The sequence below is a fragment of the Natrinema thermotolerans genome, assembly GCF_031165565.1.
Lineage (GTDB): Archaea > Halobacteriota > Halobacteria > Halobacteriales > Natrialbaceae > Natrinema > Natrinema thermotolerans.
Genome location: NZ_CP101873.1, coordinates 2,414,758 through 2,439,319, shown reverse-complemented (window position 1 = coordinate 2,439,319; position 24,562 = coordinate 2,414,758). Strand labels below are relative to the sequence as shown.

Annotated in this window: 19 protein-coding genes; 9 read left to right on the top strand and 10 right to left on the bottom strand. The window is 66.5% G+C overall.

The genetic code is table 11. The features are described 5' to 3' along the window. Window positions 1-42: 42 nt before the first annotated feature. Together NP511_RS12550 and NP511_RS12545 are read left to right on the top strand one after the other, a co-directional pair. Entirely contained in the window at window positions 43-1,011 is a 969-nt protein-coding gene (locus NP511_RS12550) for an ABC transporter ATP-binding protein (protein WP_049965757.1), read from the top strand. Continuing rightward, window positions 1,008-1,847, top strand: a complete 840-nt coding sequence (locus tag NP511_RS12545) for an ABC transporter permease subunit (RefSeq protein ID WP_049965756.1) — start codon at window positions 1,008-1,010, stop codon at window positions 1,845-1,847. Before NP511_RS12550 ends, NP511_RS12545 begins: the two co-directional genes overlap by 4 nt. A 40-nt stretch (window positions 1,848-1,887) precedes the next feature. Here the strand turns inward: NP511_RS12545 and NP511_RS12540 are convergent, their stop codons facing one another. After that, on the bottom strand, window positions 1,888-2,949 hold the full coding sequence (locus NP511_RS12540) for an NAD(P)-dependent glycerol-1-phosphate dehydrogenase (protein WP_006647906.1): 1,062 nt from the start codon (window positions 2,947-2,949) through the stop codon (window positions 1,888-1,890). Window positions 2,950-3,146: 197 nt separating this feature from the next. Between NP511_RS12540 and NP511_RS12535 the strand changes: the two genes are divergently transcribed. Further along, entirely contained in the window at window positions 3,147-4,223 is a 1,077-nt protein-coding gene (locus NP511_RS12535) for a hypothetical protein (protein WP_049965755.1), read from the top strand. Here NP511_RS12535 and NP511_RS12530 read toward each other — a convergent pair. Beyond that, entirely contained in the window at window positions 4,220-5,209 is a 990-nt protein-coding gene (locus NP511_RS12530) for an NAD-dependent epimerase/dehydratase family protein (protein WP_049965754.1), read from the bottom strand. The genes NP511_RS12535 and NP511_RS12530 overlap by 4 nt on opposite strands. 714 nt (window positions 5,210-5,923) lie before the next feature. Here NP511_RS12530 and NP511_RS12525 point away from each other — a divergent pair. From NP511_RS12525 to NP511_RS12505, 5 genes are all read left to right on the top strand, one after another. Continuing rightward, window positions 5,924-6,928 carry an RAD55 family ATPase gene (locus tag NP511_RS12525; protein WP_049965752.1) on the top strand — a complete coding sequence of 335 codons (1,005 nt, stop codon included), beginning with the start codon at window positions 5,924-5,926 and terminating at the stop codon, window positions 6,926-6,928. A 157-nt stretch (window positions 6,929-7,085) separates the two neighbouring features. Continuing rightward, entirely contained in the window at window positions 7,086-8,252 is a 1,167-nt protein-coding gene (locus NP511_RS12520) for a hypothetical protein (RefSeq protein WP_233274340.1), read from the top strand. A 76-nt stretch (window positions 8,253-8,328) separates the two neighbouring features. Further along, window positions 8,329-8,739, top strand: a complete 411-nt coding sequence (locus tag NP511_RS12515) for a GIY-YIG nuclease family protein (RefSeq protein WP_049965749.1) — start codon at window positions 8,329-8,331, stop codon at window positions 8,737-8,739. Between the two features lie 49 nt (window positions 8,740-8,788). Then, window positions 8,789-9,403 (top strand): peroxidase-related enzyme, encoded by a 615-nt coding sequence (locus NP511_RS12510; RefSeq protein ID WP_049965748.1) that lies wholly within the window; start codon window positions 8,789-8,791, stop codon window positions 9,401-9,403. Window positions 9,404-9,451: 48 nt separating this feature from the next. Continuing rightward, the gene (locus NP511_RS12505) at window positions 9,452-10,102 is read left to right on the top strand and encodes a class I SAM-dependent methyltransferase (RefSeq protein ID WP_049965747.1); all 651 of its coding nucleotides are present in this window, start codon (window positions 9,452-9,454) and stop codon (window positions 10,100-10,102) included. 60 nt (window positions 10,103-10,162) lie between these two features. Here NP511_RS12505 and gltB read toward each other — a convergent pair whose 3' ends face one another. Further along, window positions 10,163-14,722: a glutamate synthase large subunit gene (gltB, locus tag NP511_RS12500; RefSeq protein WP_211249110.1), complete on the bottom strand. Its 4,560-nt coding sequence runs from the start codon at window positions 14,720-14,722 to the stop codon at window positions 10,163-10,165. A gap of 496 nt (window positions 14,723-15,218) precedes the next feature. Then, complete coding sequence (proS, locus tag NP511_RS12495; RefSeq protein WP_049965745.1) at window positions 15,219-16,700, bottom strand: proline--tRNA ligase; 1,482 nt, start codon at window positions 16,698-16,700, stop codon at window positions 15,219-15,221. A 460-nt stretch (window positions 16,701-17,160) separates the two neighbouring features. On the opposite strand from proS, the gene NP511_RS12490 reads away from it, so the two are divergent. Continuing rightward, a complete protein-coding gene (locus NP511_RS12490) occupies window positions 17,161-18,135 on the top strand; it encodes a quinone oxidoreductase family protein (protein WP_006647917.1) in 975 nt (324 codons plus the stop codon). Between the two features lie 88 nt (window positions 18,136-18,223). Here the strand turns inward: NP511_RS12490 and NP511_RS12485 are convergent, their stop codons facing one another. From NP511_RS12485 to NP511_RS12460, 6 genes are all read right to left on the bottom strand, one after another. Further along, window positions 18,224-18,727 carry an 8-oxo-dGTP diphosphatase gene (locus tag NP511_RS12485; protein ID WP_049965744.1) on the bottom strand — a complete coding sequence of 168 codons (504 nt, stop codon included), beginning with the start codon at window positions 18,725-18,727 and terminating at the stop codon, window positions 18,224-18,226. Between the two features lie 265 nt (window positions 18,728-18,992). Then, entirely contained in the window at window positions 18,993-19,841 is an 849-nt protein-coding gene (speB, locus tag NP511_RS12480) for an agmatinase (RefSeq protein WP_049965742.1), read from the bottom strand. Further along, window positions 19,841-20,215 (bottom strand): translation initiation factor IF-5A, encoded by a 375-nt coding sequence (locus tag NP511_RS12475; RefSeq protein WP_006180210.1) that lies wholly within the window; start codon window positions 20,213-20,215, stop codon window positions 19,841-19,843. Before NP511_RS12475 ends, speB begins: the two co-directional genes overlap by 1 nt. A gap of 273 nt (window positions 20,216-20,488) precedes the next feature. Further along, window positions 20,489-21,673 (bottom strand): enolase-like domain-containing protein, encoded by a 1,185-nt coding sequence (locus NP511_RS12470; RefSeq protein ID WP_233274339.1) that lies wholly within the window; start codon window positions 21,671-21,673, stop codon window positions 20,489-20,491. A gap of 43 nt (window positions 21,674-21,716) precedes the next feature. Then, the gene (locus NP511_RS12465; RefSeq protein ID WP_049965740.1) at window positions 21,717-23,363 is read right to left on the bottom strand and encodes an ABC1 kinase family protein; all 1,647 of its coding nucleotides are present in this window, start codon (window positions 23,361-23,363) and stop codon (window positions 21,717-21,719) included. 66 nt (window positions 23,364-23,429) lie between these two features. Further along, entirely contained in the window at window positions 23,430-23,801 is a 372-nt protein-coding gene (locus NP511_RS12460) for an Hsp20/alpha crystallin family protein (protein WP_049965739.1), read from the bottom strand. Window positions 23,802-24,562: the final 761 nt, after the last annotated feature.

Genomic DNA, 24,562 nt, shown 5'->3' with positions numbered 1-24,562 from the left:
TATTACAAAACACATACATGACAGTATCGCGGACTGTCGGGTATGGCCGCCATCGAAACCACCTCGCTGACCAAGCGGTACGGCGACTCGGTCCTCGCCGTCGACGACCTCGACCTGACCGTCGAGGAGGGAGAGATTTTCGGCTTCCTCGGTCCGAACGGGGCCGGGAAGTCGACGACGATCAACATGTTACTGGACTTCGTCCGGCCCACCGACGGGAGCGCAACGGTGCTGGGGTACGACGCACAGGACGAAACGGGAGAAATCCGCGAGCGGATCGGTGTCCTCCCGGAAGGCGCGACCCTCTACGAGCGCCTGACCGCCCGCGAACACGTCGAGTGGGTCGCCGACACCAAAGGCGTCGATACCGACGGCGACGCGCTGTTAGAGCGCGTCGGGATCCTCGAGGACGCCGACCGGACGGCCGGCGGCTTCTCGAAGGGGATGCGCCAGCGCCTCGGCCTCGGGATGGCGCTGGTCGGCGATCCCGAACTACTGCTCCTCGACGAGCCCTCCTCCGGGCTCGACCCGACGGGGATTCAGGACATGCGGGAACTGCTTCGAGCGGAGGCCGACTCGGGAACGACCGTCTTCTTCTCGAGTCACATCCTCTCGGAGGTCGAGGCGGTCTGTGACCGCGTCGGCATCATGAACGAGGGCCAGCTCGTCGCCCTCGACAGCATCGAAAACCTCCGAGACGAGTCGACCGGCGCGGCGACGATCGACGTCGAACTCGCCGAGGCGGTGGATCCCGACGCGCTCGACGTCGGCTCGATCGAGGGGGTGCAGCGGGTCTCCGCGGACGGCGATACCGTCACTGCGGTCTGTGACGAGCCCGCAGTCAAGGTCGACATCGTCCGCCACATCGACGAGCGGGCGATCGTGACCGATATCCTTTCGACAGATACCTCGCTCGAGGAGCTGTTCAACCAGTACACCGGGGCCGAGAGCGCGGACGAGGGATCGGTCGCGCCGGAAGCGGAGCAGCGAGAACAGGAGGTGTCCGCATGAGCGCGCTCTCCGTTGCCAAGCGGGACTTCCTGAACGTTCGGCGGGCCAAGCTCGTCTGGATCCCTGCCCTGCTGTACGCCCTGTTCATGCTCGTCTTCTACTGGGGCCAGAGCAGTCGTCCGGAGCCGGACTTCTACATGGTCCTGTGGAGTCTCGCCGGGATCGGCGGAGCGTTGGTCATCCCGTTGGTCGCGATCGTCGCGGCGTACCTCTCGATCGCCGGCGAGCGCGAGTCCGGCAGTATTCGCTATCAGCTGAGTCTCCCGGTCTCGCGGTCGGACGTGGTCGTCGGCAAACTGCTCGCCCGCACCGGCGTCGTCGTGGCGTCGCTGCTGATCGCGTTCGCCATCGGGATCGTCGCCGCACAGGTACTCGTCCCCGACATGACCCTCGAGTACGACGGCTACGCCGCCTTCGTCGCGCTGACCCTGCTGTACGCGCTGGCGTACGTCGCCGTCGCCGTCGCGATCTCCGCGGCCACCGCGAGTCGCTCGCGAGCGATGAGCGGCGCGATCGGCTTCTTCTTCGTGTTCAACCTCGGATGGAACTTCCTGCCGGTCAGCCCCGTCCAGATGGCCAGGTTCGTCTTCGAGGAACTCGGCGTCGACTACAGCGACGCCCTGCTGGACCTCATCTTCAGCCTCAGTCCGACCGGGGCCTACCTCAACGGGATGAAACTCGTCTTTCCGGACGATTTCACCGCCCTGCAGGCCACGACGGCCGGGAGCAATCCGTTCTACATCCAGGGCTGGTTCATGCTCGTGATCCTCGCCGGCTGGATCGTCGTCCCGCTGTTGCTGGGCGCGTGGCAGTTCCGGCGAACGGACCTCGGCTAATCGAACGGTTCGCACCGCCGACCGCGAATTCGATCGCCAGTCAATCGATGACGCCAGTTTTCGTCGCCACGTCTCGAGCCGCCCGCTCGTTCATTCCGCTGCCGAGGATCGTGTAGCGGTCGCGGATCTCGTGGCAGGTCGTCAACGCCTCGATGACGGTCTCGTCGTCGATGCCCAGTTCCGCCGCGGTCGTCGGCGCGTCGATACTCGCCAGGGCGTCGCGGATGGCCCGCCAGATCCCGTCCGCTCCCTGGTGGAGGTAGGCGGTCATGATCGAGCCGACGCCGACCTGATGGCCGTGTAAGGCCGCACCGGGTGCCAGTCGGTCGAGCTGGTGCGAAAAGAGGTGTTCGGCCCCGCTGGCCGGCCGCGAGGAACCGGCGATGCTCATCGCGACGCCGGAGGACATCAGCGCCTTGGTGACGACCCAGGCCGACTCCTCCAGGCCCGGCCGGATGAGGTCGGCGTTGTCGACTAAGATCTCGGCGGTCATCTCCGAGAGCGCGGCGGCGTACTCGGAGTACTCGACGTCCTGCAGCCGCTGGGCGAGCCGCCAGTCCATCACGGCGGTGTAGTTGGAGATGATGTCGGCACAGCCGGCGGTCGTCAGTTCCCACGGGGCCTCGGCGAGGATTCCCGTATCGGCGACGACCGCCAGCGGCGGTTCGGCGGCGACGCTGTGTCTGGAGTCGCCGTCCGGCACCGAGCCGCGATTACTGACGATCCCGTCGTGGCTCGCCGCCGTTGGAACGGAGCAAAAACCCATCTCGAGGTGGTGGCTGGCCAGTTTCGCGATGTCGATGGCCTTCCCGCCGCCGATGCCGACCAGATAGGATACTCCTTCGGCCTCGGCGACTTCGATCACCCGCTCGACGGCGTCGAAGGTCGCTTTCTCGATCGTGACGATCGCGGGCTCGATCCCGGCGGCCTCGAAGTCGGCCGCGATGGGGTCGGCGGCGACCTCGCGGGGCGTCGGACTCGTGACGAACAGCGGCCGCCCTTGCAGGTGGAGATCGTCGACCACGTCGACGACTTGGCTGCGAACGCCGTGGCCGACCACGACGTTTCGCGGGAGGCGGATCCACGTCGACTTCTCGAACATACCGGATCCCACACACCCCCGGGACATGTGCTTTTCCTCAGCGCCCCGACCGGAACGATCCCCGACGCGGTCCGGGACGGCGGTGATGACGTCGCGATCGGCTCCGACGGCCCGCTCGAGCGAGCGATCACCGGCGGCGAAACGATCCGTCGACACGATCGGCGATATTATAAGATTTCCAACTCCAATGGCCGCGTATGCTCGGCCTACTCGCGCTCTGGCTCGGATTGCTCGCCGGCGGCTACGTCGGGGGCCGGTACTACGGCAAGTATTCGCTCCGACGCACCGATGCGGAGGACCGCTCCCGCGGGACGTATCGACTCCTCGCCGTCGTCGGCCTCGTGGCCCTGCTCGTCCTCGCGTTCGGCGGCCTCGTCGACGCGACCGAACGCGCGCTCGCGGCCGTCCATCCGGCGCTGGCGGGCGGGGTCGCCGCGCCGCTTTCCTGGCTCCCGACGGCGGGCGGAACGATCGCCGCCGTCCTGGTCGCGTACCTCGGCGTCTTTCCGTTCGCCCGCGAACGGCGCGACCTCGAGATCAGTGCCGTGACGGCGGTCGGCCGCCTCGCAAAGTACCTCGGGGCGATTACGCTCTTCGTGGTGGTCGCGCTCGCGCCGTTCACGGCACTGGTCGCCGCCTCCGACCCCAGCCCGCTGTGGATCCCGCTCCTGTTCGTCGTCCTCGCCGTCGGCTGCTACGGCTGGCTCCAGTACAGCGTTCGGCTCTCGCAGACGATCACCGCGCCGACGCCCGACCAACGCCGACGGCTCGAGGCCGCGGCCGACCGGGCCGAACTGGCCGCGACGATCGCCGGCGTGATCCCGGGCCGTGAAACCGAGGTCGCCGGCATCTACGTCGACGGCCCGTTCTGGAACCGACGCGCGTACGCCACGGACTACGCGTTCGAGATCCTCGACGACGAGGGGCTGACGGCACTGTGTGCGCGGGCCAGCGCCGCGGACGAACGATGGCTCCTCGAGCGACGGGCGCTGGTCGTCGCGGTCCTCTTCGGACTGTTCCTGACGCTGACCGTCTGGGTGTCGCTGGCCGTCGGGCTCGTCGGCCTCGCGGTCGCCGGGCCGCTGCTCGCCCGAACGCTCCAGCGCGCCGAGTTCGCCGCCGATCGGCGCGCCGCGCGGGCGGTCGGTACGGACGCCCTCGCGAGCGCGATCGAGGCCGGCACCGACCTGGCCGACGACCGGAGCCGCCTCCATGAACGGCTCGCCGCGCGGCCGTCGACGAGCCGACGCCTCGAGCGGCTCCGCGACGCCTAAAGCGTCTCGAGGATCGCCAGCACGCGCTCCTCGGCCTCGCGGTCCGGGCCGTTGTCGTCGCCGTCCCGATCGCTCTCGAGGTGATCGTCGACCGTCCGGGCCAGCGAGTCCTCGAGCGGCGTCGATTCCCAGCCCAGCGCGGCGAGTTTCGCCGTCGAGAGGACGTGGGGGTACGACCGGTAGAGGGGGTAGTCCTCGAGGGAGATCTCGCCGGCTGCAAGTTCGCGCGGGCCGGCGTGGACGATCTCGACATCGGTCTCGAGCGCGTCCGCGAGCAGGTCGACCAGTTCCTCGAGCGGGACGAGCCGCCGGTCGCCGACGTTGTAGGCCTCGCCGGGCTCGCCGCGTTCGGCGACGATCCGCAGCGCGGCGGCCACGTCCTCGACGTAGACGAGATGGCGAAGGTTCGTCCCGTCGCCGGGGACGACGACGCGGTCGAAGCGGTTCACGCGGTCGATCCACCAGTTCAGTCGTTCGGTGTAGTCGTGGGGGCCGTAGACGATCGGCGGCCGGACGACCATCGCAGGCACGCCGTCGTCGGCCGCCGCGAACGCCGCCCGGTCGCCCTCAGCCTTCCGGTTGCCGTAGGTCTCGAAGCTATCGTCAGTCGCTTGGTCGGGCGTACACTCGTGTAGCGGCGTCTCGCCCTCCCGCTTGGGGATCTCCTCGCGGCCGTAGGCCGCGCCGCTCGAGACGTAGACGTAGGCCTCGCAGTCCGCGAAGATCCGGGTCGCGGCCCGGACGTCCTTCGGGTGGTAGGCCACGCAGTCGAAGACGGCGTCGGGGTCGACGGTCGTTGCAGCGGCCTCGAGGGCCGTGTCGTTCGTCCGGTCGCCTTCGACGTGGGTGATGCGGTCGTCGTCCGCGAAGGGGTTCTCGCGGGTGCCCCGCGTGAACAGGGTCACGTCGTAGTCGTGGTCGAGTAGTTCCGCGACGAGGTGGCGGCCGATAAAGCGCGTGCCGCCGATGACTAAGGCGTCGTCCATACCGGCCCGTCATCGCTGTCGGGGAAAACGATGGCGGACGAGCGGTCGGTGGGTATCGGGTCGAGAGCAGTGGGGCCGCTCGAGCGCCGTATTGAAAGCAGACTTGCGTATGCCACCCGACCCGAACGTGCGGTGGCGCGCGCTCTCAACTGCTCGAGCGACGGCGAGAGCAGTTGATGACACTGTGCGAGGGATGAGTGAGTGACCAACGGGAACGAATGAATCGGCTGGGGAGGACGTGGTACTCCCTAGTAGCCACGATAGCAGAACGGCCTCGATCGAAAGGGACGGTACAACGAGTGTTCTGCTATCGTGGCAACACGGAAGGGCCTCACCCTCCCCAGCCGATTCGCTCACTTCGTTCGCTCATCCCTCGCACAGTGTCGTCGATCGACCTCACTATCGTTTGGCCGATCGCCAGCGCGCGCCACCGCAGATCGACTGAGCGGGCCGAGGTGAGAGGCACTGATGGCATCGGCTGGAATCCCCCGCGAACCCCCGTCGACGTTCGCTATAGTAGCCACTGAAAGTCATTGCACACCTGATCGAACGACGGCGTTGCGATCAGTGTGTAAATCGTTTCAGCGGCTACTATAGTCGGACTAAAGCGTCACTGAAAAGCGGACGAAACCGACTCGAGCGAGGCCCAGCCGGTCAGTACGGTCGCCTGCAGGGACGGTTTCTTTGCCGCCGTCGGTGGTAGGGCGGGTCGATATGTCCGACCAGCTCTGGACCGATCGCGCCCGGGAGTACCCCCTCGAGTGCGATCACTGCCATTATCCGATCCCCGGCGAGCCCGAAGCGGACGAGGACGGGCGCTACTGTTCGGCCGCCTGCCGCGAGGCCGCCGGCGACGGCGCGACGATGCCCGACCCCGACGCCTACAAGCGGGTGATGACGGGAGTCGAACCGCTGGACTCGCTGGTTCCGAACGGGATCCCGGCCGACTCGATGCTCCTCCTATCGGGCGACGAAGGCACCCGCCGGGCCGAACTCGGGACCGAACTCGTCTGGCGCGCCTTAGAGCGCGGCGAACCCACGGTCGTCTGTTCGGTCGCGAACCCGCCGACGGCGACGCTCGAGCGCTTCTACGAGAACGGCTGGAACGTCCTGCCGGCGCTGGAGAGCGACCGCCTGCGGATCGTCGACTGTTTCACCCATCGGCTCGAGGACCGCGACGAGTTTCGCGCCGGGCGAAACGAGTGGGCGACCTTTCTCGGCGAGGCCGCCGCCGACGCGGTCGTCGAGGTCGAGGATCCGAGCGACCGCCGCGAGGTGGCAAACGGGCTTCACCGGGCGCTCGACGACCTCGAGATGACCGAGACGGGGCTGGTGACGATCGACTCGCTGGACGAACTCGAGTCGCTTTCGGGTTCCGGGCTCGTCCACGACTTCGTGAAAGACGTTCGGGCGACGGTCTGTACGGCACGGTTCGTCCCGATCGTCGCCGCAGCCACGACGGCGGGGCAGGCGGCGTATCCCGAAACCGAGCGGGTCTTCGACGGGATCGTCGACCTGCGGCTGCGCGATGGGAGCGCGGCGGAGACTCGGCACAAACAGCTCGCGGTCCGGAAACTGACCGGGGCGGCGTTTCTCCCCCAGTGGGTAACGTACGACTACGAGCCCGCCCGCGGGCTGTTCGCGTTCGGCCCGAACACGGACACCCGACAGGCCCGCGACCTCGGGAACGGGTCCACCCAGTCGGCCCAGCGCCGGTAGCGGCCGGGGAGTGGAGGGTCAGTTCCGATGCCGACTGCACGCGAACGCACGCTCAGGCTTTATCCCAACGTTCGGTATAGGACCGATCGCAGTCACACACCGACCAGCGGCGGGCGCGTCGTTCGAGCGTCAGTGAGAGACGATCTACAGCCACACCATGACCGATCGAAACCGGGACCGAGATCGACGGCGTACCGAGCGATCGACCGACCGCGGACGCGGCACGTGGGACCAAGGCGGCGACCGGAACCGCGAGGACAGCGACCGCGGCTGGCTCCACGGCCTCTTCAGCCGCGGCGAGAGCGATAATCGAGGGACACAGGGCCCTGAACGCGGACAGGAACAGCGCCGGGCCGAAGGTCGCCAGCCCGACCGCCAGCAGCAGGGGTCGGGCCAGCGTCGCGAGCGGAGTCAGGGGGCCGACCGCCAGCGCGGCCAGCAGTCCGGCCGACGACGAGGCGGGGCCGGACAGCAGGGCGGCCGCAGGGGGGACAGCGGCTTCGAAACGAACGCGATGCAGGAGGCCAATCTCGAGTACGGCGGCGAGGCCCGCCACGAGAAACACCGTGGTGGGCAGCGCGGCATGCAGGGCCGACGCGGACAGGGACAGCAGCAAAGAGGGATGCGCGACTACGGCGAACGAAGCCAGCGGCAAGGTGGCATGCAGGGTCAACGCGAACGGAGCCAGCAGCGAGGCGGGATGGAGAGACAGCACGAACAGAGCCAGCAGCGCCGACAGCCCAGTGAGCAGGACCAACCCGGCCAGCGCGGCCCCACGGAACAGGGACGCCGAACGGAGGGCCGGTCCCAACAGCGCCGAGAGGGGACGCGACGCGAGGACGACCGGCAGGGAGCCCAGCAGCGCTGGCACGAGAACCGGGATGCCCAGCCGGGCGCGACGACGAGCGAGCAGGACCGACAGCACCGCGGGCAGCAACACGGGAGCCAGTACCAACAGGGCCAGCCCGAGTCCCGTCGCCACCAGCGGAGCGCGGGCCACGAACCCGGACGGCAGCGGGACCGCAGTGTGCAGGGAGCGGGCCGTTCGCAACGGGACTACGGCGACACCCAGCAGTTCGACCGCGGCGAGGACCGCGATACCACCGGCGGGCGCATGAACCGCGAGCAGCAATCCGGCGGCGGCCTCGAGTACCGCCAGCAGGGACGCCGCTCCGAACAGGGGGACTGGACCGAGTCCCGCGAGTCGCGGGGCTCGAGCGGCGAGGAGAACCGCCAGTTCCAGGACGACGACATGAGCAACCGACGGCACGTTCACGAGCGCGATCCGACCCCCGAAGACCGGGACGAGGAGCGGTCACGCTGAGACGCGGCCCGCAGACGCCAACTCCCGCCGAGCGACATCACCCTCGTTTTTGTCGGCCCCGTTCCGAGGGTGCGACATGGGCGGCACGTACGTTCTCGTGATCGAGGCGGCGCGAGCGGCGACCATCGAGGTTGGGGCGCTGGGCGAGCGGGAATTTTCCGCGGGCGCGTATGCGTACGCCGGGTCGGCGTTCGGCCCTGGCGGCTTCAGCCGGGTCGATCGTCACCGCGAACTGGCCGCCGGCGACCGCGAGACGCGCCACTGGCACGTCGATTACCTGCTCGGCCATCCCGCGACACGACTCGAGACCGTGATCACGTTCCCCGATGCCGATCGGGAGTGCGAACTGGCGGCCGGGTTGCCGGGGGAGCCGGTCGCCGGGTTTGGCGCGTCGGACTGTGACTGCAGGGCACACCTCCTCGCGGTTCCCGACGCACCGACAGTTCGAACCGCCGCAGTCGACGCGGGCGGCGTCGTCGACCAGTAACGCCCACGTTCGCCGGTGCGTTCTTACGCCTCCTTGTAAAACGGTAGCTATGGCCAATTCCGACACTGACTCGACGGCCGAACCGACAGCGGAACTGGACGACGACGCGATGGCTCGGTTCCCGGTTCCCGCGTTCGACGACCTCCCTGCGGACCTGCGGGAGCGAATCGCCGAGGAGACCGAGGAGGCCGGGTTCACGCCCAACGTGTTCTCGGCGTTCGCGTACAAGCCCTCGCACTTCCGGGCCTTCTTCCAGTTCCACGACGCGCTCGTCGAGGACACCGCCTTAGAGCGCGAGGAGATCGAAATGATCGTCGTCGCCGTCTCCGGCGTCAACCACTGCTACTACTGTAACGTCGCCCACGGCGCGCTCGTCCGGATCTACGCCGAGGACCCGCACCTCGCGGACCAGCTGGTCGCGAACTACCGGACCGCGGACATCAACGACGCCCACCGAACGATGCTCGACGTCGCCGTGAAGCTGACCGAGCGGCCGACCGAAGTCGAGCCCGCCGACCTCGAGGCGTTACGGGAGGCCGGCTTCAGCGAGGAGGCGATCTGGGACATCGGAGCCGTCACCGCGTACTACAACATGAGCAATCGCATGGCGACGTTCGCCGAGATGCGGCCCAACGACGAGTTTCACACGCTCGGGCGGGAGTGAACCGCACGGCGACCAAAGGCACTTGTCGCTCACGGGAGACGGGCAGCCATGGTCGACAGGGAAGACGTCCGCTGTGCGTACGACGAAATCACGACGACGTACACGAGCGAGCGAGTCGCGACGCACGACGAGTCCGAGTCGGCAGCGCTCGCGGCGCTGTTCGATGCGGTGCCGGACGGGTGTCGACTCCTCGATGCCGGCTGCGGACACGGAACCCCGGCGCTCGAGTACGCCCTCGACCCCTCCAACGAGTGCGATCCGGAGCTAGCCGTCGGGCTCGACCTCTCGCGGGGGCAACTCGAGACGGCGACGCGACTCGTTCCCGACGCAGCGTTGTGTCAGGGAGAGATGAGTCAACTGCCGTTCGCTGCGGACACGTTTGACACCGTCACGGCACTGTATTCGCTGATTCACGTCCCGATCGACGACCATCAGACGGCGATCGAAGCGTTCGAACGCGTTCTCAAGCCCGGCGGACGGCTCCTCCTCACGGAAGGGTGGACCGAGTGGACTGGTTCGAACCCGAACTGGCTCGAGACCGGGACCGAGATGCAGTGGCACATGGCCGGGGCGGAAGCGACACGTGAGCAGCTCGAATCGGCCGGGTTCGAACTGGTCACGGCGGGGGAGTTCACTGACGCGCTCGCCGACGAGGAGGACGCTCGGTTCCCGTATTTCCATGCGCGGCTGTCGGAGTAGTCGAGCGCCGGGGACGGGCGTGTCGGCCGGCGCGAACCGAAGAAAAACGTGCCGGCGGAATCAGTCGTCGCTCGCCGCGAAGCTGGCCGATTCGGCCGCGGCCGCGGCCTCGGGTTCGCCGGGCAGTTCGTTGCGCACGTCGTCGCTGCCCTGTTCGGTGATCGCCTCGTAGTAGGCCTCGGGCATGACCTTCACGAAGGCCTCGAGCGCGTGCTCCCAGTTTGCGAGCAGGAGTTCACCCCGCTCGGAGCCGGTGTAGGCGACGTGGTTCTCGACGAGTCGACGGAGCATCCGCTCGTCTTTCTCCTCGAGTTCGTCGTGGAGCGAGACCATGCCGGTGTTTGCCTTGGCTTCGAACTCGTCGTCGGGGTCGTAGACGTAGGCGACGCCCCCACTCATCCCCGCGGCGAAGTTCTTGCCCGTCTCGCCCAGCACGGCGACGACGCCACCGGTCATGTACTCACAGCCGTGGTCGCCGACGCCTTCGACGACGGCCTTGGCGCCGGAGTTACGCACTGCAAAGCGCTCGCCGGCGACGCCGTTGACGTACAGCTGGCCGTCGGTCGCGCCGTAGAGCGCGACGTTGCCGATCGAGACGTTCTCGGTTGGGTCGTAGGCGGCGGTCTCGGGCGTTCGAATCGTGAGCTTGCCGCCGGACAGGCCCTTACCGACGTAGTCGTTGGCGCTGCCGTCTAAGTGCATCGAGACGCCGCTCGCCAGGAACGCGCCGAAACTCTGGCCGGCGGTCCCTTCCGCGTCGACGGTGATGGTGTCCTCGGGGAGGCCGGGCTCGCCGTAGCGGTCGGTGATCCGGTTCGAGAGCATCGCGCCGACGGTGCGGTCGACGTTGGTAACCTCGGTCTCGAGACTGACCGGCTCCTGGTCCTCGATGGCGTCGGCCGCGGCGGCGATGAGATCGCGGTCGAGCTGGTCCTCGAGTTCGTGGTCCTGCTCGCGGATCTTGCGTCGGACCTCGCTGCCGGGGTCGGCAAGCACCTCCGAGAGGTCGACGTTGCGGGCCTTCGGGTGGTCGACGTCGTCGCGCTGCTCGAGGGCGTCGACTTGGCCGATCATCTCGTCGATCGTCTCGTAGCCGAGTTCGGCCATGATCTCGCGCAGTTCCTGCGCGATGAAGGTCATGTAGTTGATGACGTGTTCGGGCTCGCCGGGGAACCGCTTGCGCAGGTCCTCGCGCTGGGTGGCGACGCCGACCGGGCAGGTGTTCTTGTGACACTGCCGAGCCATGACACAGCCGCCGGTGACCAGCGAGGCGGTGCCGAAAATGTACTCCTCGGCACCCAGCAGGGCGGCGACGGCGACGTCGCGCCCGGTCTTCATCCCGCCGTCGGCGGAGACGCGGATGCGGTCCCGGAGGCCGGTCCGACAGAGCATCTGGTTGGCTTCCGCGAGGCCGAGTTCCCACGGGAGGCCGGCGCTCTTGATCGAGGTCTTGGGCGAGGCACCGGTCCCGCCGTCGTGGCCGGAGATGTGGACCACGTCGGCGTTTGCCTTCGCGACGCCCGCCGCGACCGTCCCGATGCCGGCCTCGGAGACGAGTTTGACGTTGATGTCGGCCGTCTCGTTGGCGGCCTTGAGATCGAAGATCAGCTGTTTGAGGTCCTCGATCGAGTAGATGTCGTGCAGCGGCGGCGGCGAGATCAGCCCCACGCCGGGCGTGGACTTGCGGACGTGGGCGATCATCTCGTTGACCTTCGAGCCGGGGAGGTGGCCGCCCTCGCCGGGCTTGGAGCCCTGGGCCATCTTGATCTGTAGTTCGTCGGCGTTCGAGAGGTACGTCGAAGTGACGCCGAACCGGCCGGAGGCGACCTGCTTGACGTTACACTCGCGTTCGGTGTTGAACCGCTCCGGCGGTTCGCCGCCCTCGCCCGAGTTGCTCTTGGCGCCGAGCCGGTTCATCGCGATCGAGTTGTTCTCGTGGGCCTCCGGCGAGAGCGAGCCAAGCGACATCGCGGCCGTCGAGAACCGCTGGACGATGTCCTTGATCGGCTCGACGTCCTCGACCGGGATCGGATCACGGTCGGAGTCGAACTCGAGGAGGCCACGCAGGGTCTGGAGGTTCTCCTGTTGGTCGTTGATCTTTGCAGCGAACTCCTGGTAGCGCTCGTAGTCGTTCGAGCGGACGGCCTGCTGGAGCGCGCCGACGGTGTCGGGGTTCCACTGGTGGTGGATGCCGCCCGAGCGGTGTTCGAACTCGCCGTGGCGGTCGAGGTCGGACTCCTCGCCGTCGTCGCCGAAGGCGGTCGCGTGGCGCTCGCGGAGGTCCTCCTCGATCTCGGCGAGGCCGATCCCCTCGGTACGGTTCTCGGTGCCCTCGAAGTACTCGGCCACGAGGTCCGAATCGAGGCCGACGGCCTCGAAGATCTGGGCGCCCTGGTAGCTCTCGACGGTCGAGATTCCCATCTTGGCCATGATCTTCAGGAGACCGTCCTCGACGGCGTTGACGTAGGCGTCGATGGCGACCTCGGTGTCGGCACCGTCGGGGCCGGCGGTGATGTCCTCGATGGTCTGGTAGGCCAGGTACGGGTTGACCGCGCCGGCACCGTAGCCGACCAGCGTCGCGAAGTGGTGGACGGTCCGCGGGTCGGCCGACTCGACGACGAGGCCCACGTGATTGCGCAGGCCGTTGCGCACGAGGTGGTGGTGGACGCCGCCGGTCGCCAGCAGGCTCGGGATCGCGACCCGGTCCTCATCCACGTTCCGATCCGAGAGGACGATGACGTCGTGGCCGCCGTTCTCGATCGCGTCGACGACATCCTCGCGGACGCGCTCGACCGCGGCCTCGAGGTCCGCGCCGAGTTCGTCGCCCTCGGGCTCGTAGGTGATGTCGATCGTCGCGGACGTGATCCCGTTGGCCGAACAGTCACGGATCGACTCGAGTTCGGCGTCGGTCAGGATCGGCGAGTCCAGCACGAGTTGGCGGGCGTGTTCGGGCGATTCGTCTAACAGGTTGCGCTGGAAGCCCAGCCGCGACTCCATCGAGGTGACGAGTTCCTCGCGGATGTAATCAAGCGGCGGGTTCGTAACCTGTGCGAACAGCTGTTTGAAGTAGGAAAACAGCGGTCGGTTGAACTCGGTCAGCACCGACAGCGGCGTGTCGTCGCCCATCGAGCCGACGGGGTCTTTCCCCTTCTGGGTCATCGGCTCGATCAGGTTCTCGAGTTCGTCGTGCGTGTAGCCGAACGCGGCCTGTTGGTCGCGCAGTGCCGAGATTTCCGTCTGTGGCGAACGGTCGTTCGTGGTCCGAATGTCGTCCAGATGGACCTGCTCTTGGTCGACCCACTCGCCGTATCGGTCGTCGGTGAGGTCGTCGAAGACTTCCTCGTCGGGGATGACCCGCCCCTCCTCGGGATCGGCGAGGAAGAGCTGGCCGGGCTTGAGACGGCCACGTTCTTCGATTTTCCCGGGCTCGGTCTCGAGCGCGCCGGCCTCGCTGGCCATGATGAGCTGGTTGTCGGTCGTGACGTCGTACCGGCACGGGCGCAGTCCGTTACGGTCCAGCACCGCGCCGACGCGTTCGCCGTCGGTCGCCGCCACGAGCGCGGGACCGTCCCACGGTTCGACCAGCGACGCGTGGAAGTCGTACCAGTCCTTCCGATCGGGATCCATCGCGTCGTCGCCCCGCCAGGCTTCGGGAACGAGCATTCGCAGGGCGTGTGCGAGGTCGCGACCGTCCTGCATCAGCAGTTCGAGGGCGTTGTCGACGCTTGCGGTGTCGGACTGGTCGGGATCGTCGATGATCGGCTTGACGGCCTCGAGATCGGAGAGGACGTCGCTCTCGATATCGGTCTCGCGGGCCCGCATCCAGTTGATGTTACCCTGAATGGTGTTGAACTCGCCGTTGTGGATGATGTTGCGGTACGGATGTGCGAGGTGCCACGCGCCGAGCGTGTTCGTCGAGAACCGCTCGTGGACCATCACGAACGTCGATTCCATCCGCTCGTCGGTGAGATCGGGGTAGTAGGCGGGGACCTGGACGCCCTTGAGCAGCCCCTTGTAGACGACAGTATCGGCATCCAGCGAAACGACGTAGAACCGCTCTTTGTTCTCGATGTCGGCGTCCTCGACGGCGTTTTCCAGCGCGCGTCGAGCGACGTAGAGCCGGCGGTCGAAGTCGTCCTCGGAGAGATCGTCCTCGGGTGCGACGACGACCTGGAAAACGTCGGGTTCCGAGTCGACGGCCGTCCGGCCGAGATCGTCGTTGTTCGTCGGGACGTCGCGCCACTCGAGAACCTCGAGATCGTAGGTGTCGAAGGTGTCGGCAGCGAGATCGCGGAGTTGCTCACGTGCCCGGTCGTCCTGCGGCAGAAAGAGCGAGCCGACGGCGTAGATCTCGGGAAGATCGGTCTCGAGGACACTCTCGAAGAACGAATCGGGCGTCTGGAGCATGATGCCGGCTCCGTCGCCGGTGTCTTTCTCCGCGCCGGTCGTCCCGCGGTGTTCGAGGTTTTCGAGCAGTTCGAGTCCGTCGGCGACGATGTCGTGGCCCCCGTCCCCATCGAGATCCATGACGACACCGACGCCGCAGTTCGACCGTGCGTCCGCGGGGTCGGCGAGCCCCTGTGAACGCTCGGTGGATGACTCCATATGTGGCTGTGACATACACCCCCGTAGCGGGAACAGATATAAGAGGCTAATCCATTATGGCTAAGTGTATTATAAACACATATAGACCAATATAAGGTATATGTAAACACCTTAGTTTCGACTACCGGTGCCGATTATCGGACGGGAAAACACGCAGTCGTCGGAGCGACGATCGAAATCCCGACCCGGAAACGCGAGTTCCCGGTGACGGGACGAAATGTCAGAGGCACGTAGTGTTCACCCACCAGAGTGAACACCACATCCATTGGAACGGTATCCTCCCCTAAGCAATCTTGGGCTAAAGAATTAGGTGTGCGTGAAACAGTCACCCGTGCAAACGGTCCGTCACAACGGATACTGGCGTCCCGGGGGTGAGATGGATGCCGTCGCTGGAGTCTGCCAGCTAGCTTACGAACCGCACCGTCATACGTGGGTCCCCACGAAACTGCGCCCGATCTCGAGCAGACGTCGAGTCCGTACAGCGGTGAAAACGGAGATCGACCGGGAGCGGTCAGTACGACTTCGCAAAGTAGGCGATCTCGGCGGCGGGATCGCCACAGACACCACACTCGTCGTGGTCGGGTTCGGGTACCTCACCGCCCGACGACCCGCCCTCGTCCTCGAGGGGTTGCATGACGATCTCGGCGGCGATCTTCTCCTTGATGACCTCCTCGCAGGCCTCGTCGCCGCACCACGGCGTCTTCACGTAGCCGCCGTGTTTCCCGATCGTCCCGAGGATCTCCTCGGGGCTGTGGGCCTCACGGACGTTGTCCTCGAGGGTTTCCTCGGCGGCCTCGTACAGTTTGTCGTAGATCTCCTCGAGATGCTCGTCGACGGCGTCGACGATCCCGTCGCGGTCCTCGACGGTCTCCTCGTTGTCCGGCCGGTGGACCAGCGTGGCCTCCTCGTCCTCGACCTCGTAGGGACCGATCTCCAGCCGGAGTGGCACGCCGTTGAGTTCGTGTTCGTTGAACTTGAAGCCGGGATTGCGCTCGTCCCGGTCGTCGAGTTCGACGCGGAAGCCGGCGTCCTCGAGGTCGTCGGCGATCCCCTCGGAGTACTCGAGGACCTCTTCCTTGGTATCTTCCTGCCAGATGGGGACGATGACGACCTGCGTGGGCGCGACCGTCGGCGGGAGGACGAGCCCCTGATCGTCGGAGTGGGTCATGATGAGTGCCCCGAGCGCGCGCCAGGAGAGCCCCCACGAGGTGGTGTAGGCCGTCTGTTCCTCCTCGTCCTCGTCGACGAAGGAGATGTCGAAGGCCTCGGCGAAGCTCTGGCCGAGGTTGTGGCTGGTTGCGCCCTGGACGGACTTCCCGTCGGGCATCAGCGCCTCGACGGTCGTCGTGGTGTCCGCGCCGGGGAACTTGTCGTGTTCGGGCTTCTTGCCCCGCAGGACCGGGATCGCCAGCACGTCCTCGTAGACCCGCTCGTACTGGCCGAGACGGGTCCAGACCTCCTCCCACGCGCCCTCGTTGCTGGCGTGGGCGGTGTGGCCCTCCTGCCACATGAACTCCTTCGTGCGGAAGAACGGCTTCGTCTCCGTCGCCTCCCACCGGACGACCGAACACCACTGGTTGAGCCGCATCGGCAGATCGCGGTGGCTGCGCGTCCAGTCAGCCATAAACGGCGCGATGATCGACTCGCTCGTCGGTCGTACGGCGAGTCGTTCCTCGAGTTCCTCGTGGCCACCTTGAGTGACCCACGCGACCTCGGGGTCGAACCCTTCGACGATGTCTTTCTCCCGCTCGAGGAAGCTCTCGGGGATGAACATCGGGAAGTAGACGTTGTCGACGCCGGTGTCCTTGAACCAGCCGTCGAGCGAGTCCTGAATCGCCTCCCAGAGGGCGTAGCCGCGGGGCTTGGTGACGATAAAGCCGCCCATCGGTGCGTAGTCCGCGAGGTCGGCCTTCTGGACGACCTCGGCGTACCACTCGCCGGGCTTGTGCGATTTCGACTCGGTGATGCCGAGTTCCTGACTCTCGTCGCTCATTAGTACGACATGCAGTCAGCGCGGGCTTAAACCATGCGAAGAGCAACGCCCGCTGGCGGCCGCCGTTCGGGTCCGCGTACCGGAGGTGTTTTGTACCGATAGCCACTCGGTGGAGGTAGGCGGCACGGTCGGCCGGCCCCTTTCAGCCGTCGCGGTTTCCGTGGCGGTTCCGCTGTCCGACCTACACCGTCTCTCTAACACTCTCGAGCGTCAGCTATAGTAGCCGCTGACAGTCATTGCACACCTGATCGTCCGACAGCGTTGCGATCAGTGTGTGAATCGTTTCAGCGACTACTATATCGTACCTGCACCCACCACCGAACCGGTACCGGCGGGACCGCGGGCGACTCGAGCAGTCACGTCCGCCGACAGCAATCGGAGCGAAACACTCGGAAACCCTTGCTTCGTTTCATCCGGTTCTCACAGGTTTATGGACGCGACCGTCTTATAGGGGATCGACATGAAAGCAATCGAGGTCGACTCTTATGGCGACAGTGACGAACTATCGGTCGTCGACGTCCCGACACCCGAGCCCGGTGCGGGCGAGGTACGAATCGAAATCAAGGCCGCGGGCATCAACTTCGCGGACATCATGCAGCGACGGGGCCACTACCCGGACGGACCCGAAGCCCCCTACGTTCCCGGCATGGAGGCCGCGGGAACGGTCGACGCGGTCGGCGAGGGCGTCGACGATCTCTCGGTCGGCGACCGCGTCGTCGGCATGCTCGATACCGGTGGCTACGCCGAGTACGTCACCGCCCCAGCGGCCATGCTCTTTCCGGTCCCCGAGGCGATGAGCTTCGACGAGGCCGCCGGCTTCCCCGTGCAGTTCCTCACCGCTCACGCGAGTCTGTTCGAGTGGGGCGGTCTCGAGACGGACGAATCCGTCCTGATTCAGGCCGCCGCGGGCGGGGTCGGCACGGCCGCCGTCCAGTTGGCGTCGAACCACGGCGCGGAGGTCTTCGGCACCGCGAGTACACAGGAGAAACTCGACCTCGCGGCCGAGCTGGGCTGTGATCACCCGATCAACTACACCGAGACGGACTTCCGCGAGGTCGTCGAGGCCGAGACCGACGGCGAGGGCGTCGACCTCGTCTTAGAGAGCGTCGGCGACGACGTCTTCGATCGCAGCCTCGACGCGATGAGCCACTTCGGACGCATGGTCACCTACGGCGTGGCCAGCGGCGTTCCCGCAGAAGTGAGCAACCAGCGGCTGCTCTTCGAGAACAAGACGGTCAAGGGATTCCACCTCGGGCAGGCCACCATGCACGACCCGGACCGGGTGATGAAAGCGGTCCCCGAACTCACCGAAGGGTTCGCGAGCGGCGATCTCGAGGTTATTCTGGGCGAATCCTTCGCGCTCGAGGACGCCGCCGAGGCCCATCAGTACATCGAGGACCGGAAGAGTTCCGGGAAGATCGTGCTGAACCCCTAACTCGAGGGAAGAGACCACCGCGGATCGCGACAGACACACCGGCCGACGGCGGGAGTACGCTGTCGGTCGGTCGAGCAGCGTGTCCGGATTACTGCGTTTCGTCTTCCGTGAGCGACACCCCCCACTCGAGGTCGTGATCGGTGAACTCGGCCTCGTCTAACGGTTCGCCGCCCTCGAACCGGAACTCGCCGGCGACCGTCTTCCCCTCGAGGACGCCGGGTAGCCAGAGGGAGTCGTCGTCCCACATCCGGTCGTAGGGCACGTCATCGACGGAGACCCACTCCGGATATGCTTCCTCGGACGACGTGGGTTCGCCCTCGAACGATCGGGAGCGGTAGACGTGACAGAAGGTGTGAGCCTCACCGTCGAGCAGAAAGGTGAGTTCGCCGGCCTTCTCGAGGGCCCGGACCTCGAGGCCGACCTCTTCCTCGGTTTCGCGGACCGCGCACTCGCGGGGTGTCTCGCCGGGTTCGCGTTTCCCGCCGGGGCCGTTGTACCAGCCCTCACCCAGGCCGCGGCGTTTCTCGATGAGGAGGACCTCGTCGGCGTCGCCAGCCTCGCGGAGCGGAAAACACAGCGTCGCCTCGATCATACGCGGGGATTCGCTCGGAGGGTGAAAAGGGTGTACGCTCGCTTCGAGAGGATTCCCCGGGGCCTGGATAGATGTCAGCCCGAGGAATCGAGAAGGCTACTCTGCTATCGTGGCAACACGGAGTGACCACACCCTCCCCAGCCGATTCGTTCGCTCCTTTCAGTCGCTCACTCATCCCTCGCGCGAAGTCGAGCGACGGCTCGCATGACTCGCCGTCACTCAGCACGCGCCACTGCAGTACACCGGTAGAGAACGAGCCGACGGCTCACCCGTCGGCGTGAGAGAAGACGAACTCCCGGACCAGTTTCGCAGCCAGCGCAGCGGCCTGCCCGTCGTCGCGGTCGTTGACCTCGACCACGTCGAACCCGCCGGCGTGGGGGGCGACTGCCCGAACGACGTCGCGGAGTTCGCGGGGCTCGAGCCCGAACGGTTCTTTCGTTCCCGTCCCCGGCGCGTAGCCGGGGTCGGCGGCGTCGATGTCGACGCTCAGGTAGACCTCGCGATCCGCGAGTCGGCCGTCGGGCGTCCAGTCGCCCACGTCCTCGGGCGGGACGACGGTCACGTCGTCGTCGGCTGCTCGGTCCCACTCGCCCTCGCTGCCCGTGCGGACGCCGAGCAGGATGACCGCCTCGACCGAGTCGACGTCCTCGAGGATCCGCCGGGTGACGGCGGCATGTGAGAACCGCTCGCCGTCGTAGGCGTCGTACAGATCGAGGTGGGCGTCACAACAGACGACCACCTCGGGTTCGACGGCGCGGACGCCCGCGAGCGAGACGGTGTGTTCGCCGCCCAGCGCCAGCGGGACGGCGTCGTTCCAGACGGCCTCGCGGAGCGTACTCGTGAGGTACTCGAGATAGGCTTCAACGTCGTTCCACGCGCGGACGTCGCCGCGATCGACGACGCCCAGGTCGGAGAAGTGTTGGTCCGTCCGGTGATCGTAATCGTCGAACGGTTCGGCAAACGAACGGATCCGGTCGGGACCGAATCTGGTCCCCGGCTGAAAGGTCGTCGTGGCGTCCAGGGGCGCACCGACGACCACGAAGTTCGTGACTCCACGGTCGGCAGCGTCCGCCGCGTCGGTCACCTCGCCGTCGTCGGCCGCCCCGGGAAACATCAGACGATCTTTCGCTGGTCTTCCATCTCGAGGTATTCGATGTTCTCGTCGGGGGAGACATCGATGTCCTCGGGGACCCGCATCGTGATCGTCTCGTACGTTTCGAGGTCCATGACCTGCATGTCCGAGCCGTCGACGGAGACGACCTGCCCGTTTTTGCGCTCGATGATCGGGACCCAGATCTTCGCGTCGACGGGCTGGGAGAGCGAGCGTTTCTTACCGTCGAAGACACCCTCGGCCTCGACGCGGGCCTTGGCGCTGCCGTGTTTGCCCGGCTTGGCCGTCGAGTAGGCGTTGATCTTACACGGTGTGTCCTCGATCATGACGTAGCTGCCTTCCTGGAGATCGCGAACTTCGGTCTGCTGTTTCGCCATGTCCCGGCGTAATCAATCGACGTGCATAAACCGTTTGGAATGGCCGCTGGCGTGCGTTCGATGTGCTAACAGGGCCGGTCGGGTTCGTCGCGAACGGCCGTTCCGCCCGACAGTCGGTCGGGAGCCGACGGCCAGTATCGGCATGGAACCGCCGGCCGTATCGCGGCCCGGGCGGTGTCTCGCTGGCTGCCGGAACCGCATCTATTTTTGAGGAGGATCAGAAACCGAACGAGTGTCCGGGTAAAAAACTCACATCCAGGCTGGACCGCACGCTCACATCCATCCAGTCCAACCCGGACATCTTCGATTGCGGTCACACGAGTAAAGTGTTGCTGGCCGACCAGTTGGGGACTCGAGCGTCGATCGATCCAGCGCCCGCTCAGCCGTCGAACGCTGAGCCGAACCCGACGGCATCGGTCGCGGGCTCGCCGGCAGTCCGTCCGCGACCCCGGGATCGTTGTACGCTCGTGGCGCGATGTCGTTGGGTCCGTCGGGATAGCCGACCGCGGCCAGCGTCTGGAGCTGAGCGCGACCGACCCCGAGTTCGAACTGGCCGCCGCCGTAACACCTGATGTCGCGGTCGTCGCAGTAGCGCAGCGTCTCGCACAGCGACTCGAGCGAGCCGAATCGCGAGGGTTTGATGTTGAGCCAGTCGGGCTCCCAGGGCAGCGCCTCGACGTCCGCGACGCCGTGGATCGGCGCGTCCCACGAGACCCGCGCTCGGACCTCGGGATCGTCGAACAGCGGTCTCGTCTCGTCGGTCAGGTCGGGGTCCTCGATGACGGCCTCGGGGAACGACTCGAGGACGCGTTCGTACAGCTCGGGATCGGCCGGCACGTCGACGTCGGTCCCCTCGTAGTGGCCCTTCAGGTCGAGGATGCGGACGGCGTCGGTCCCGACCGTCTCGTCGATCGCATCGACGAGGCCCGCGTCCCACTCGGGGGTCGGGTCGAGCTTGAACTCGAGGTCCGGGATCCGATCGCGCAGTCCCGCGAGCCGGTCGGCCGTCGGCGGATCGCCCAGCCGGGTACTGGCGACGAACCGGACGGGATCGAGGCTGCGATCGAGAACGCTCCCGAGGTCGGTCTCTGCCTGCCGGAGTGCGAGGTCCAGTGCAGCGCTCTCGAGTCCCCAGCGCCGGTAGTTGCGGAAGACCTCCCGATCGGGCGCGCCGCCGGGGAACAGGTCGAGGTCGTCGAGCCGGTCGGCAAAGGAGTCGAACGTGTACTCGCCGGTGAGATCCGGCAGCCCGGTCTCGGCCAGCCGGTCGTGATCGGCGGTCTCGTAGGTGACGTCCTCGCCGCGTCCCGTGACCGTCCCGTCCCCGTCCGGCGTGGGCCCTGACAGCGAGATCACCGTCGTTACCCGGGTGAAATCGCTCGTGGTCTCGCGCTCGAGGCGGGCAGTCGAAACGTCGTCGATCGACAATGAGAGGTCGGCGATCCGATCGTACTCCATACCGACCCGACGACAGCAAGCCCCAAGAGCGTTTGCGGTCCCGCTACTCGTTGCCGCGGCGCTGGCGGAGGTTCTGGCGGGTAAACTGCGGTCGGGCACCGATCCCCTTGGCCGAGCGGAACGACCGGTAGAGCTGGATCAGCACGATGATCGAGAAGACCGCCGCGACGACCGAGGCCCGCGGGGCCTCGAGGGCGTATAAGACGCCCATCGAGAACAGCGACATCGTCAGGAGCATGCCGTAGACGAGCCGCTTGGCGAGGTTCTCGAAGACGTTCGACTCGTCCTCGACGCCGATCCGGACGTAGAGGTCGTCGCGATCGAGCCGGTCGAGGGCCCGCTCGGCCTTGGGGGTGATCCGGGTCAGGGATTGGCCGGTCCGCCGGAGTTGGTCGCCCGTCTCGTCGATGTACTGTCGGATGGACTCCTCGCGGTAGCCCTGTTCGGTCAGATAGTCGGTCGCGACGGAGATGAAATCGAAGTCCTCGTCTAAGGTCACGCAGACGCCCTCGACGACGGTCGCGACCCGAAGGACGAGCGCGAGGTTCTTCGGGAGCCGCAGCGGGAACTCGTAGATCGAGTCCTCGACCTGCCCGACGATCTGATTGACCCGGTACTGCTCGACGTCCTCGCCGCGGGCGTCCTGGATGGCGATCTCCATGACTTCGGCCATCACGCCCCGATCGGCCTCGGGCGAGAGCGTCCCGATCTCGACCAAGGCGTCGAGGATGCCGTCGATGTCCTGGTTGGCGACGGCGATATAGAAGTCGACGATCTTCTCCTGAACGAACGGGTCGACCCGGCCCGACATCCCGAAGTCGTAGAAGACGATCCGCCCGTCGTCGGTCACCGAAAGGTTTCCGGGGTGGGGATCGGCGTGAAAGACCCCGTCGTCCATGATCATCTGCAGGTAGGATCGCTCCAGATTCTCCGCGACTCGCGTCCGGTCGATCCCCCTGCGCTCGAGTTCGTCGACGTCGTTGATCTTCGTCCCCTCGACGTACTCCATGGTCAGCACGCGGGGGCCGGAGTGGCTCCCGATCACGTCGGGGATGAGAAAGCGGTCGTCGTCCGCGAAGTTGCCGCGGATCTCGGTGAGCATCTCGGCCTCGCGCTCGTAGTCCATCTCCTCGCGGATCGTCTTCGAAAACTCCTCGGCTAAGTTCTCCAGCGAGAACGACCGGGCGTCGTCGACGAAATACAGCAGGATCGGTAAGGACCACTTGATCACCCGCAGGTCCGCCCGAACGAGCGACTCGATGTTCGGTCGCCGGATCTTTACTGCCACGTCGTGACCGTCGCCACTGCCACTGCGCCCCCGTGCGCGCTCGCTCTCGGGGTCGAGCCGCGCGCGGTAGACCTGTCCCAGACTCGCGCCGCTGATCGGTTCGGTGTCGAACTCGGCGAAGCGCTCGTCGACCGGCCCGAGTTCGTCCTCGAGGACCGCTTTCGCTTCGTCCCAGCCGGCCGGTGGCACGTCGTCTTGCAGCGACGCGAGGACATCGACGTACGACGGCGGGAGGATGTCGGGTCGGGTCGAGAGCAACTGCCCCAATTTGATGAAGGTCGGCCCGAGCGTCAACAGCGACTCGAGCAACACCTCGGCCCGGTGGCGATGGGTCTCGGGGTCGACCCGCCGCCGGCGACCGAACAGCAGGAAGCGCCGCCGGTCACGGGCGTAGGCCAGCAACAGCGGGAGGAACTGCCAGGCGACGATGACGAACCGCTTGTATGCACGGAGGGAGGCCAGCCTCGGTCACCCCGTTTGGGCGTCCTCGTCGACGACGTCGATCGTCGTCTCCTCACCGGCCCCGCGTTTCGGCAGCCGCAACTCGAGGACGCCCCGGTCGACCGTCGCCTCGCCGCCGGCGTCGGAGGCGTCGTCGGGCAGCGGGAGGTCCACCTCGAGAAACAGCGACCGGTTCTCCTCGAGATAGCGGTAGTCGCCGGCGGGGTCTTTCTCCCGTTGGGCGTCGATGGAGACCCGACCGTCCTCGATCGCGACCTCGAGCGACTCGGCGGAGACTCCCGGGACGTCGAGGACGAGGAGGTAGGCCTCCTCGCTCTCGAGCAGATCGAAGAAGACGTCGTCGGAGAGATCCCGCAACGCGTCGCGGAGCGCTGACATAGATACCGGTTTGAACGCCGATACGAAAAAGGCCGCGGTCGCGGCGATCCGTCGCCTCCGCGAATGTGCGCCGATACGCTCCGGGGACGAGTTGCACCGATGTCTCTCACGGCGGGAGACAGTCACGATTCGGACGATGACGGAGAATCGCCGGCGGTGGCGCGCGCTGTCGGCCGACCGAGCGCTAGCGAGGACGGCCGAGAACATTGCGCGAGGGATGAGTGAGCGACTGAAAGGAGCGAACGAATCGGCTGGGGAGGGCGAGGAAATCCCTGTTGCCACGATAGCAGGATGCTTCTCTCTCCAGTCGACTATCTATTCTTCAAACAGCGAGAGAATCCCGCCGTTCACGGCGGGCGTGAATCGCGTCACTCGACTACTCAGTCCACCGTCGTCGACCGGTCCGAAACCCCAACGCTTAGTACGCACCGAATCGTACGTATTCCCAAGGGTTACGTCGGCTTTCGGCACTTGCGCGGAAGTACGAGACGCGCTGAAACCAACGTCCTGGGTTTTCCGGGGCGAAGGTTCCCACGGCCGGATGGACCACGGTTCATCGGATGCGGGGTTCGCGTCGTTCGCGAGCACGGTAAACCGACCCACTGGGCGGCTAAGTGTGACCGAACCGTCGATGCCGCGAGGCATGACCGCTTGGGTGAGAGACGCTCTGAGAAACCGAGCGTCGATGACACGCTTGCGGATGGGAGTACACGTGGCGGTGCCACAGGACGCTCCCGATCGAGGAACGAAACCCGTTCCAC